Source organism: Amycolatopsis sp. NPDC059021, from assembly GCF_042739895.1.
Taxonomy (GTDB): domain Bacteria; phylum Actinomycetota; class Actinomycetes; order Mycobacteriales; family Pseudonocardiaceae; genus Amycolatopsis.
In genome coordinates, this window is the sequence record NZ_JBHYIQ010000027.1 from 90,600 (window position 1) to 102,923 (window position 12,324).

Below are 12,324 nucleotides of genomic sequence, written 5' to 3' on the forward strand. Positions count from 1 at the left end.
TCCCCGCTCTGCCCCCGGGCGGGGGGCGCGGGGGGGTGGGGGGGGGGGGGGGGGGCGGGGGGGGGCCCCCCCCCCCCCCCCGGCGACGGACTCAGTGCTTCGAGTCGCCCGAGACCACGAGGCCGGTGCCCGCGATGATCAGGCCGAGGCACCACGGGGTGCTGGCGGGCGCCTCGCTGGTGGCGGAGACCTGCAGTTCGGCGGCGTCGGTGTAGGTACCGAAACCGTTCATCAGTTCACGCGTTTCCATAGTGTTTCCCTCTGCATTTTCGGACACGGTTCACCGGAGTTCCCCAGTAGAACACGGAATTGTTTTCGACGATCGCGAAACGACGCGGAATCAGGTCAGCGTCGCACCGATGAATCCGGCCGCGATGAGACCGGCACCGACTCCACCCCAGAAATCGTCATCACTCGGCGCACTCACGGTTTCCAGTTCCTGGAACGAGAGATCGAGTTCTTCCACGCTATCCACCCCCTTTCAGCGTTCGGCGAAGCCTAGGCAGGCCGCTCGACCAGCGGCAATCCGCCGGAAGTCGCTACCGGACACTCGTGGGGTAAATCGCATGATGGAAGCCCGCGTCAACCGAACGATTGACATCACGGAGCGCGCCAAACTGTGTACCACGCCGAGCCGTTTTGTAATCAGTGATCGGCGTCACATTCACTTGAGCCGCCGCCACTACTCCGGGTTACCGTCGCTTTGTTCTTTCCGGGCGTGCGTGCACGGCCAGCAACCAGGGGGAAAGTCATGGGCAGTACCGAAACGCGTAGCGCCGACGCCGGAAAAAGCCGCCGGCTGATCAGTGACGCGCTGATCCGCTGGATTTCCGGTAATCAGCCCGCGGCGGATCACCGGGTCTGGTTTCTCGAATCCGCCGCGCACGCCGGAACGATTCTGGACGATTTCGCCGCACCCGGCGACGTGGTGTTCGCGCCGTCCGGCGCCGACCCGCGAGCGGTGGGCTATGACGGCTCCCTGGCCGAACCCGGCGATGAAATCGTCATCGCCGACGAGATTTTCGTGCACACCCAGGACTATCTGTCGATCGCCTATCAGGCGGTGGCGGGCCCGACGGTCGTGCGGGTGACCGGGCCGCACGATTTCGAGGTCTTCGGAGAGGACGCCGAGCTGGCACGGCGCGAGGGAGTGTTCGCCGAACAACTCGTGCACCCGTCGGTCGTGCTCGCCGACCAGTGCGCGCTCGGCCTGCCCCGCCCCACGGAAAGGCTGGACCGCGTGCACGTCACCGAGTCCGGTGAGTTCCGCGCGGGGCCGTCCGGCCCGGTGATCGGCTCGATCGATGCGCCACCGCGGACGTGGGATTCCCTTGATTCCCAAGGAAAAAAGGCGTTGTCGGCGGTTCTGGACGCCACGCTCACTTCCGAGGCACACGCCGCGCGCCCGTGGCTGGCGCGGTACCTGACCGCGCTCGACGCGCTGCGATCGCTGCGGCGGGGCGACACCCGTTCCTATCGCGTCTCCGGTTTCGGCGCGCGACTGGTCGACAGCCTGCCGCTCGACCGGCCCGAGGACAGCACCGCGCCACTGCTGCTCTGGGCCGAGGACCGGACGCTGCTGTATCAGCCGGGCGACGGACGCTGGTTCGAGGTCGGCCAGGACGCGGCCCGGCTCGTCGAACTGCTCTCGGTCAGCGGTGACGACGTCGCCGCCGCGGCGCGGCTGGCGGTCGAACATCTCGGACTGACGGCCGAGGTGGCAACCGAGGCGCTCACCGGCCTCACGACGCGGCTGACCACACCACGCACACCGGTCACGACGTCATGACGGCCGCGACGATCACCGCGCCGGGCACCGCCGGACGCCTCGCCCGGATCTACGGCGCCGGGCTGACCACGCTGCCGCTGTACGGGCCGGAAGGGGCCGCCGAATACGACCGGCTGAGCCGCGGCGACACCCAGGAGATCGGCGAACTGCTGCGGGCAGCCCGGCGGGTCACCGGCCCGGTCCTGGACCTGGCCTGTGGCTCCGGCCGCCTGACCCTGCCGCTGCTCGGACGCGGCCACGACGTCTGGGCGATCGACTCCTCCCCCGCCATGCTCCAGCTGCTGACCGAACGGCACGCCGAGCAGCCGCACGCACGGGGAACGCTCAAGACCGTCGAAGCCGATATGTCCACTATGGACCTGGCTGCCACCTTCGAGCTGATCGTGCTCGGCACGTCGTCGGTGTGCCTGCTCGACGAAGCGGGACGCGCGGCGCTGTTCTCCCGCGTGCGGCAGTTGCTCGCCCCCGGCGGACGGTTCCTCGTGTCCACCATGGACTTCGGACCGGAACTGCTGACCACGCGGACAGCCGAGCGCATCAGCATGGTCACGTACACCGGCGAGCCCGGCGACACGGTGATCACGCTGTTCCAGCACTTCGACGCGCCGCGCGGAATCCGCACCACGAGTCTCCTCCGCGAGTGTGTCCACGACGGACAGACGACGAATCGGACGCTGTTCGTCAGCGAGGTGTACCTGGTGGACTCGGCGCGGCTGATCGCCGAGCTCGCCACGGCGGGCCTGCGCGTCGCCGACCGGCGCGAAGGCGACGAGTTGCTGCGAGCGACGCCGGGGGCGGCCCAGCCCGGACAGCATCCGGTGCTCCTGACTTGTGAGGCGATCGCGTGAACCGGTATCCGCTGTGGGAATCCTTTGTGCCGCCGAGCGAATACGGCAGGGCCGATCGGCACGCCGTGGCCGCCGAGGGTGTCCGGGTCCGGTTCTCCGACGGCCGGTGGGCGCTGTGCGCGACCAGCGGGCTGTGGAACGTCAACCTCGGCTACGGGAACCCGGCGATCACCTCCGCCGTCACGGACGCGCTCGGCCACGCGTCGTACCTTTCGCTGTTCCGCGCCGGGCACGAACCCGCGGTCCGCGCGGCCACCGCATTGCTGGAGGTGTGCGGGCCCGGGACGTTCGGCCGCGTGCTGTTCTCCACCTCCGGCGGCGCCGCGAACGACGTCATGATGAAGCTCGTCCGGCACTACCAGGCGCTGCTCGGCGAGCCGCAGCGCCGCGTCGTCGTGGGGCTCAAGGGCAGCTATCACGGGCTCACCTACGGCAGTTTCGGGCTCACCGGCGAGGATCTCGGCCAGCACGGCTACGGCGTCGACCAGCGCGCGGTGCGACACGTCTCCCCGCACGACGAGACCGAACTGACGACGCTGCTGGCCCGCGAAGGACGCCGGGTCGCGGCCGTGGTCGTCGAGCCGGTTCTCGGTTCGGGCGCGCACCCGCTCGGCCAACGGCTGCTCGCCGCGCTGGAGGAGTTGCGCCGCGAGTACGGGTTCGTCCTGGTGGCTGACGAGGTGGCGACCGGATTCGGCCGGACGGGCCGGTTTTTCGCGTCCGAGGCGTGGCCTGTGCGACCGGACGTGCTGATCACGTCGAAGGGACTGACTAACGGCACCTGCGCGGCTTCGGCCGTGGTGGTCTCCCACGAGATCTGCCAGGCCTTCGAGGACGCCGACGCCACGCTGGTGCACGGCGAGACCCAGGCCGGGACGCCGCCGACCTGCGCCGCGATCGAGGCGACCATCGCCGAAATGCGGCGGCTCGACGCCTGCGCGCGGGCCGCACGGCTCGGCACGCTCCTGGACGGAACGCTGGCGCGTCTTGAGGAGCACCCGCTGGTGTCCGGCAGCGACGGCGTCGGGTGCTTCCGCTCGCTCACCCTCACCGACCCCTCGCCGGAAACCGTCCGAGCGGTAGTGACCGAGGCACGGCACGCCGGTGTCCTCGTGCAGCCGGGGCCGGGCGCGATCCAGCTCGTCCCCGCGCTGACCTACACCGGCGCCGACCTCGCCGAGCTGGAGGACCGCCTGCGGATCGGGCTCGACGTGGCAGCGGACCGGGCGGTCGCGGCGTGAGCGCCACCGTCCGCCGGGCGACCCCGATCCTGCACGCCGGGCCCGAGGCGTGGCAGTCGGCCGCCGCCGAACTCGCGCGGCCTCCGCGCTGCCTGGTCGTCGCGGACGCCGGATTCGCCGACGCCGCACCGGATTTACGCGGACTCGTCGCGGACCTCGGTACTTCCCCTGGCTCCGTCGTGCGCCTCGGCGCCGCGGACGACGACGCCACGTCGATCGCGGATCTCATCGACGTATTCACCACCGAGGCGCCGTCGACGGTGGTCGCCTTCGGCGGCGGCAGCGTCCTCGACCGGGTCAAACTAGCGTGTCTCGGTTACGCCGATCCGCCCGCTCTCGAAGCCGTCGCTGTCCGGAGCCGCCGCGCCGGGGTCGTGTCCCTGCCCTCGGCCACAGCACGAAAGCCGTTGTCGCGCAGGGTGTTCGTGCCGACCACGATCGGCACCGGCAGCGAGGTCAGCCAGGTCGCGTGCACGACGACATCGACACCGCCGGGCCGCAAGCGGCTGGTCACCGGTGCCGCGCTGCGGCCGGATCTGGCGGTGCTGGACCCGCGGTTCACCGCGACCCTGCCGCCGCGTCTGCTGCGCGAGGGCGTTTTCGAGGCCCTGCTGCGCGTGCTCGGCCCGGCCATCGGCGACGACCGGCCCGACGAGCTCGGCGACGCGGAAGCCGAGACGCTCACGACCCGGCTGCTGCTCGTCGGCGACCAGCTGGCACGCGGAGAGACCGGGCCGGATACCCGCCTCGCCGCCGCGACGCTCAGCGCGACCACGCACACCGGCTGGGCGCTGGCCCGGCGGGAGCCGTTCTCGGCGAAACACTGGTACCTGGCCAACGAACTCGCGACGGTGCTGGGCGCCGGAAAGATCGCCGCGACCGCGAGCGTCCTGCCGCCGGTGTGGGCGCGGATCGCCTCCGGCGACCACCGATACGGCCACCCCGGACGGCTCGCCGAGGTCTGGCACTGGATCACCCGCCTCGTTCCCGGCCTGGGCGAGGACCCGGTCGAGGGCATCGCCTGCCTGATGCGCCGATGGACGATCGAGCCCGCCACGGTCCCGGCCGAAGCGTGCGCACGAGCCGCCGCCAACGCCGTCGAAAGCTGGGGCGGCCCGCTGCCCATGCTGGCCGGACTGTCGGTGGCCGACCTCGAAGGCCTGTACCGCGACGCCACGAGGGAGGTGCCGCTGTGCTCGACGTGATGGCCACTTTGAACCCCGCGCACGGGCTCGCCGGCCGCTGGCAGGTCGCCAGGCCGTCACCTCCCGACCATCCACTGTGGAGTATCGCGGTGGACATCGGCGGGCTCGGCGCGCGCGACGCCGGCGAGGAGGAGTACCCGCTGCATCTCGTCGGCGCGTGCGGGGCCAGCCGGTCCGACGCCATGGTGCGTGCCGCGGGCGAGGCCGTCGAACGGTACGCGTTGATGCCCCGTCGCGCGGGCGGTCCCCGCAGCCGCACCGGTACCACCGCCCCCGACACGCTCGACTTCGCGGCGGAGTCGCTGGGCGATCCCGCCGCCGCCGGTGAGCCGCTGACCTGGTACGAGGGCCACTGGCTGGGGTCCGGCGAACCGGTGTGGCTGCCCGCCGGGCTCGTCGACTACCCGGTGTCCACGCGGTGGTTCGACCCGACGCCGTCGGGCGCCGCGGCGGGCGGTGACCTGGACTTCGCGCTGCGTGGCGCGTTGCTGGAGACGATCGAGCGGGACGCCGTCGCGGTCGCCTGGGCTGCCGAGGCGGGACTGACCGCGCTCGATACCGACGCCGAACTCGCGGCGGCACCGCGGACCCAGCCATGGCGCCAGATCCGTACACTGTGGACTTCCGCGCGCGAGGCGGGGCTGACGACGAGCCTGGCCGAGGTCACGACCGGGCTGCCGGGTGTCCACTGTGTACTCGCCGCGGCGGTCGACCGCACCCGCGGCCGGACACTGGCCGCGGTCGGCGTCAAGGCGCATCCGGACTGGGGCCGCGCGATCCTGATCGCCCTGCAGGAAGCACTGCAGGTCCGCACCGCGTTGCTCGGCATCGCGGACACGATCGGCGACGCGCAGGTGCCCATGGTCCGCGACGACGTCGATCGCGCGCGACTGTGGATGACCGAACCCGCTGTCGCGGAACTGGAACGGCGACTGCGGGATCTTCCCGTGCGGGCCACCCGGATCCGCGACGTCCCGGCGGCGCCGGTGACGCCGGAATCCTTGGTGCGCGGGATGATCGCCGACGGCGCCCGGCCCGCGGCCGTCGAGCTGACCGGGCGTCTGCCCGAGGTCCACCGGGCGATGGGCTGGCGCGTGGTCAAGGTGATCGCGCCGGGCTATCAGCCGCTGCGGATGGACGAGGCGACGTCGTTCGGGTGGCGGCACGACCGGATCGACGCCGTGCGCCGCCGCCACGGCCTGACCGCGGGACGGCACGCGACGTTCCCGCATCCGCTGATCTGATGGGCACGCCGATCGAAGCCGCACCGCACCTCGCGCCCGGGGTCGTGGTGCACCGGCCGGACACCGAAGCGGGCGCATGGATCGTCGAGCGGCCGGGCACGAACCCGCTGCGTGTCGGCGCGGACGCGGGCAAGCTGCTGAGCGCGCTCGACGGCGTCTTGGGCAGCGAGGAACTCGCCACCGCGCTCGGCGAGAAATGGACCGGCGAACTGGTCCGCGGCGCGCTCGCGAAGTTCGCCGGACTGGGACTGCTCGGCACGGACCGGAACGCCGTGGCGCCCCGCGAACGCCGCGTCGTCCTGCTCCCGCCCGCGGCCGTGCAACTGCGCCTGATCCGTGCCACCCGGGTGCTGGATCCCTTACGTGGCCTGCTTTCCCGCCTTTCGGGCCGGGCCGTGGTGACGACCGCCGCGGTGCTGGGCGCGGCCGGGCTGCTCGCGCTGGCACTGCAACCGGACGTCGTGGCGGGCGCGGTCGCCGCGCCGATGACCTTGCCCGCGTTCGGCTGGATCTGGATCGGGCTGGTCGCCACCACCGTCGTCCACGAGCTGTGCCATGGCGCGACGCTGACCCATCACGGCGGACGGCCCGGCTGGCTCGGCGTCATGCTGTTCTATCTGACGCCCGCGTGCTTCTGCGAGGTCACCGACGGCTGGCGGCTGCCACGGCGCCGGCAACGAGTGGCGATCGCGCTGGCCGGGGTGAGCGCGCAGGCGGTCATCGGCGGCGTCGCGGCGACGATCGCGCTGCTGCTGCCGTCCGGCGACACGCGCACGACCGTGGTCGGCTTCGCGCTGGCCTGCTACTTCATCGGCGTCCTGAACCTGGTGCCGTTCATCAAGCTCGACGGGTACCTGGCGCTGATGGCCGCGGTGGACGTTCCGCATCTGCGAGACAAGGCGATCCGCGACGCGCGGGGCTGGTGGTCACGGCGGTTGTTCGGCGTGCGCGCCGAACGGCAACTGCCGCGGCTGCGCTGGGCGGTGCCCTACGGCATGGCCTGCGCGGCGTTCCCGGTGGTGATCCTGACCGCGGCCCTGACCCGCTGGACGAACGTGATGCTGGCGGCCGGGTTCGTCGGCGCGATCGTGGTGTGCCTGCTCGCCGCGTACCTCGCTTATCGTTTGCTGGCCACGGTTTTCGGCGTGCTGGCCGACGCGCGGCGCGGGGGCGCGTCGTGGTTACGGCTGGCCGCGGTGGTGGTGACCGGCGCCGCCGCGCTCGTCGCGGTCGCCACCCTGGTACACGTGCCCTACCGCATTCCCGCCGGATACGTCGCCGATTCGCATGGCGTCCGGCTGGTGCTGCCGTCCGGAACCGATGTGACGGAGCTGGAGCCGGGCCAGCGTGTCGTGCTGGAACGAGGTGGCCTGTTCTTCACCACCACGCTGGGGACAGCCCGGGTCGGCGCGGGCACCCCGGTACCGGCGGAGGTCCCCGTCTCGGCCCTGCTGCCCCTGCGCTCGGACATCCCCGGCCACGCCCTCACCCTCCCACTGTCCACAGTGGATGCCGGTGGGCTGCCCGAGAGAGCCGGGCTCGCCCACGTGGAGACCGGGTCCGTATCGCTCGGCACGTGGGCGGGCCGCCGCTACCTCCGGCCCGTGCTGGCCCCCCTTTTCGGTTAGGAGAACACCCCCATCATGAACGAGATCGTCCGGTTCGACCGGTTCACCAAGCGCTACGGGCGCACGACCGCGGTCTCCGACCTGAGCTTCACCGTCCAATCCGGACGCGTCGTCGGCTTGCTCGGCCCCAACGGCGCAGGCAAGAGCACGTCGCTGCGCGGACTGCTGGGCCTGCTGCGCCCGACCTCGGGCTCGGCCACCGTGTTCGGCGCGCCGTTCGCCGAACTGGCCGCTCCGGCACGGCGGATCGGCGTGCACATGGACGGCGTCGGCTTCGAAACCGGCATGACCGCGGCCAAGCATCTGCGGATCTGCGCGGCCGCGGCCGGTGTGCCGGACAAGCGGGTGGACGAGGTACTGGCCAAGGTCGGCCTCGATTCTGTCGGCGGCAGGCGGGTCGGGAAGTTCTCCACCGGCATGAAGCAGCGCCTCGGCCTGGCCACCGCGCTGATCGGCGACCCGGAGCTGCTCGTCCTCGACGAGCCCGCCAACGGTCTCGACCCCGAAGGTGTGCGCTGGCTGCGCCGGTTCCTGCGGTCCTTCGCCGACGACGGCGGCACCGTGCTGCTGTCCAGTCACCAGCTCGCCGAGGTCGCCCAGACCATCGACGAGGTCGTCATCATCCGCGGCGGCACGATCTTCGCCGGCACGCTGGACGAACTCACCGGCCACGGGCAGCACAACCTCGAGGACCGGTTCTTCGAGCTCGTCGACGCGGGGGTGCCCGGTGCGTGACGCGATCCGCAGTGAAATCCTCAAGGCACGCAGCGGGTTCTGGATGCTGGCGGTGTTCGCCTACGCCCTCCTGATGCCCGCGCTGCTGCTGGCCAACGCACCGAAATCCACAGTGGACACGTCGGCTGTGGACGCGGCCACCGGCACGCACCTGCTGCTCGGTTTCCTCGCGTCCTGCCCGGTCGCGGCCATGTTCCTCGGCTGCTGGCTGGTGACCCGCGAGTACTACTACAAGTCCGTGGTGCGGACCGTACTGGCCAACCGGCGTGCCGACGTCTACCTCGGAAAACTGATCGCGGGCGCCGCGGGCGGGCTGGCCGTCGGGATCGTCGGCGCGGCAGGCTGGGCCGTGATCGTCACGCTCGTGCTGCGTGCCGACACCCGCTCGTTCGTCATGGACGCGAGGACGTGGCAAATGCTCGCGGGCTGCGTCGTCGCCTGCGCACTGGCCGGGCCGTGGGGTGTCGCGGTCGGCTGGATCGTGCCGAACTACTACGTCGGCACCGGCATCGCGATCCTGCTGCCGCTCGGGGTGGAACTGCCGCTGCTGCTCAATTATCCGGACGTGGCACGGTTCCTGCCCGCGACCGCGCTGGCGGGCATCATCCGGACCCCGATCGACGGCGTCCTCCCGCCCGTGCTCGGCGTGCTGGTGTACCTGCCGGTGCTGGCCGCGGCCTCGTGGCTCGGCTGGGTGCTGTTCCGCCGCCGGGAGGTCGCATGAGCGACGCTTGCGAGCGAATCATCATTATCATGCGCCAAAAAGGGTTCAACGCGGAGGCTGGCGTGAGCAACAATCGCGCAGCCGCTCGCGACGGCCGACCGGGTGCGGGTGTCCCGCGAAACACAGTCTCGCGAAGCGAGGCGATCGCATGAGTCGCGCGCTGAGTGCCGAATGGCTGCGGCTGCGCGGTGACTACGTCTTGCTCGGTTGCCTCGGGTTCGTGACGTTCACCGCCGTCGCGAGCGTCGTCCAGTCCTCCGGCGGTGGTGACCCGCACCAGCGGATCGCCGCCGCCGCAATCCAGACCGCCGTCATGGCCGCGCTGTACGGGGCGATCCGATTCGCGCTGGAGCACCGCGACGGCGTCTTCGCCCGCTGTGTCTTGCTGAACCGTCGAGGGCACGTCCTGCGCGCGAAGGTCGTGACCTCCGCGGTGAGTGGCGCCGTCATCGGCCTCTACGGCACCGTACTGACCGCTGTCGTCGCTCGATCCACAGTAGACACTTCGCTGCTGTGGACGACGCTGGGCGGCATGGCGGCGTCGGCGTTCGCCGCGTCATGGGGTCTGCTGATCGGCTCACTGGTGCGGCACTACGTCCTCGCGCCGCTGGCCGCGCTGGTCACCCTGCTCGCCGCGATCCCCGTGCTGAGTGCGGCACCCGCGATCGGCCGCCTGCTCCCGCTGGGCGGACAGCTGTCGCTGGCCTACGCCGGTGCGTCACCGCCGCTGCCTGTTCCGGCGGCGCTCGCGGTGCTCGCGGGCTGGCTGCTGGTGCTCACCGTGGTCGCCGAGCGCGTCCTGAAGACCCGTGACGTCCTCTGATTCGATGCGCTACATCGTTTGATTGAACAGTGCCCGACCTTCGGATCGTCCTGTCGCGCGAAATGTGGCTGATCGGCAAAGCGCGTGTCAGGGTGTGCTGATGCGTAGCAAGCACGAGATGGTCCACCGGCTGGGAGTTTCCGGGCGGGGAGCTGGAGGCGAACTGTGGTGAGGAAGCTGACGGTGCTCCCCGTCGTCGCGGCGGCGGTCGGCGCGTTGGTCGCCGGTGCGGTTCCGGCGCTGGCGGACGCGCCCGGCAAGGCGGCCGGGCAGCCGGTCGTGCCGAAGCGGTTCCTGGAGCAGAAGATCGACTGGAAACCGGGGTTCAAACCGGGCGAGGTGCCCGACGCCTTCAAGGGAAAGCCCGGCGTCGAACGCTACGAGGTCGGGACGATGACCGTGCCGCAGAACTGGCATCACCCCGACGACGGGAAGACGATCACCGTCGCGGTGAGCCGGATCCGCAACGACAAGGGCGCCCCGCGGGGCAGCCTGGTGATCAACCCCGGCGGCCCCGGCGAGCCGGGGCTGGCCATGCCGCTGCTGTTCGCCAAGAACGAGCGGACCCGGATGCTGGACAGCTTCGAGCTCGTCAGCTTCGACCCGCGCGGTGTCGGGAAGAGCACCCACGTGAGTTGCGGGGGCGCGCTGGACAACGGGTCCGCATTGGACCCCCGTGATCGGCGCCCGGTCAACATCAAGGCGATCCAGGACGCCAGCGAGCAGAACCAGCGCGACTGCCAGCGTTCCGAGGGCGAGCTCGGCACGACGATCACCACCGAGCAGACCGGCGACGACGTCGACCTGCTGCGCGCGCTGCTGGGCCGGGAGAAGATCAGCTGGCTCGGGTGGTCCGCGGGGACCTGGATGGGCGCGCACTACGCGACCCAGTTCCCCGCGCGGGTGGACAAGTTCGTGCTCGACGCCAACACGAATTTCACCACCGATCTCGACACCTCGTGGAGCACGCAGCCGATGGGCTTCCAGCGCCGCTTCGACGTGGAATTCCGGCCGTGGGCGGCGAAGTACGACAACGTGTTCCATCTCGGCACGACGCCGGCCGCGATCACGGCAGCCTACGAGTCGATGCGTGCCGCACTGGCCGCCAAGCCGATCGACGACCCCGAGCTGGGCAAGCTCGGAGCGGTCGATCTGGACAGCCTGATCGTGGTCAACCTGTACTCCGCGGACAAGCAGTTCGTGAAGCTGGGCAAGGCACTCGGCTCGGTGAAGAAGGCCCTCGACAGCCGGGCCGACGGTGCTGCCGTCGGCAACAAGCAGCAGCTGCGCGCCGATCTCGACGCCGCGCGCAAGCCCGCCGATGACGCGCAGGAGGAGGAAACGGAAAGCACGGTGTTCAACACCATCATGTGCAACGACACCGCTTGGCACGGCACCCGCGCGTCGCGCCTCGCCGAATCCACCGCGCTGGGCCTGCGTTACCCGTTGATGGGCTGGAGCTGGGTCGGCCAGATCTGCGACACCTGGAAGCGGCCCGCGGACATCGCCCTGCCGACCCCCACGGGCAAGGGGCTGCCGCCGATCCTGATGGTGCAGAACCGGCTCGACCCGGCGACGCCGTACGAAGGCGCTGTCGCGGCGCACCGGTCGTTCGAGAACTCGCGGATGGTGCACATCGACGGCGTCGGCGACCACTGTGTCTACCTCGACGGTGTGCCCGAGATCGACAACCTCGTGGAGAGCTATTACCTCGACGGAGTCACTCCGCCGCGGGACAGCGCCCTGCACGTACACAAACCGCTCCCCGTGCCGACCTCCGACGGAAAGGCCGACACCGACCGGGCGAAGGCCGCCAGTAACCCGTCGGTGGACAGCCACCAGCTCACCGCCGAAGCCGCCGGAAAGCTCAACCTCTGACCCTTTCCGCACCGAACCGGGGGACTCGTGCGGTGTGCCGCCATGAACACGCCGCACGAGTCCTCCTCCAACAGCCCGCCGAGCAGTCGCCGTCTACTGAGGACTGTCCAGTTTGGGTCTATCCCATGATCGGTGTTTCCGGCGTTGTTGATCAGTAGGTTTCGGCTCCCGGCCAGCGGTCACCGAACGTGATGGCGAAGGCGTTGATC

12 protein-coding genes are annotated in these 12,324 nt (G+C 70.8%); 10 read left to right on the plus strand and 2 right to left on the minus strand.

Features of this window, described 5'->3' with window-relative positions:
- Positions 1–91: 91 nt before the first annotated feature.
- Complete coding sequence (locus tag ACFWX1_RS18440; protein ID WP_378388746.1) at positions 92–250, minus strand: LxmA leader domain family RiPP; 159 nt, start codon at positions 248–250, stop codon at positions 92–94.
- 90 nt (positions 251–340) lie between these two features.
- Positions 341–466, minus strand: coding sequence for a daptide-type RiPP (locus ACFWX1_RS18445; protein WP_378328345.1), 126 nt, complete (start codon positions 464–466; stop codon positions 341–343).
- Positions 467–751: 285 nt separating this feature from the next.
- On the opposite strand from ACFWX1_RS18445, the gene mpaB reads away from it, so the two are divergent.
- From mpaB to ACFWX1_RS18495, 10 genes are all read left to right on the plus strand, one after another.
- Positions 752–1,789, plus strand: a complete 1,038-nt coding sequence (mpaB, locus tag ACFWX1_RS18450) for a daptide biosynthesis RiPP recognition protein (RefSeq protein WP_378388748.1) — start codon at positions 752–754, stop codon at positions 1,787–1,789.
- Entirely contained in the window at positions 1,786–2,637 is an 852-nt protein-coding gene (gene mpaM, locus ACFWX1_RS18455) for a daptide-type RiPP biosynthesis methyltransferase (protein ID WP_378388750.1), read from the plus strand. The genes mpaB and mpaM overlap by 4 nt, the downstream gene beginning before the upstream one ends.
- Positions 2,634–3,878 (plus strand): daptide-type RiPP biosynthesis aminotransferase, encoded by a 1,245-nt coding sequence (gene mpaD, locus ACFWX1_RS18460; protein ID WP_378388752.1) that lies wholly within the window; start codon positions 2,634–2,636, stop codon positions 3,876–3,878. Before mpaM ends, mpaD begins: the two co-directional genes overlap by 4 nt.
- Positions 3,875–5,083 (plus strand): daptide-type RiPP biosynthesis dehydogenase, encoded by a 1,209-nt coding sequence (mpaC, locus tag ACFWX1_RS18465; protein WP_378388754.1) that lies wholly within the window; start codon positions 3,875–3,877, stop codon positions 5,081–5,083. Before mpaD ends, mpaC begins: the two co-directional genes overlap by 4 nt.
- Positions 5,071–6,327 carry a YcaO-like family protein gene (locus ACFWX1_RS18470; RefSeq protein ID WP_378388756.1) on the plus strand — a complete coding sequence of 419 codons (1,257 nt, stop codon included), beginning with the start codon at positions 5,071–5,073 and terminating at the stop codon, positions 6,325–6,327. The genes mpaC and ACFWX1_RS18470 overlap by 13 nt, the downstream gene beginning before the upstream one ends.
- Positions 6,327–7,955 carry a daptide biosynthesis intramembrane metalloprotease gene (mpaP, locus tag ACFWX1_RS18475; protein WP_378388758.1) on the plus strand — a complete coding sequence of 543 codons (1,629 nt, stop codon included), beginning with the start codon at positions 6,327–6,329 and terminating at the stop codon, positions 7,953–7,955. Before ACFWX1_RS18470 ends, mpaP begins: the two co-directional genes overlap by 1 nt.
- Before the next feature lie 15 nt (positions 7,956–7,970).
- Positions 7,971–8,690: an ABC transporter ATP-binding protein gene (locus tag ACFWX1_RS18480; protein WP_378388760.1), complete on the plus strand. Its 720-nt coding sequence runs from the start codon at positions 7,971–7,973 to the stop codon at positions 8,688–8,690.
- Positions 8,683–9,414: a hypothetical protein gene (locus ACFWX1_RS18485; protein ID WP_378388762.1), complete on the plus strand. Its 732-nt coding sequence runs from the start codon at positions 8,683–8,685 to the stop codon at positions 9,412–9,414. The genes ACFWX1_RS18480 and ACFWX1_RS18485 overlap by 8 nt, the downstream gene beginning before the upstream one ends.
- A gap of 148 nt (positions 9,415–9,562) precedes the next feature.
- A complete protein-coding gene (locus tag ACFWX1_RS18490; protein WP_378388764.1) occupies positions 9,563–10,237 on the plus strand; it encodes a hypothetical protein in 675 nt (224 codons plus the stop codon).
- 168 nt (positions 10,238–10,405) lie between these two features.
- Complete coding sequence (locus tag ACFWX1_RS18495; protein WP_378388766.1) at positions 10,406–12,115, plus strand: alpha/beta hydrolase; 1,710 nt, start codon at positions 10,406–10,408, stop codon at positions 12,113–12,115.
- The last annotated feature ends 209 nt before the right edge of the window (positions 12,116–12,324 follow it).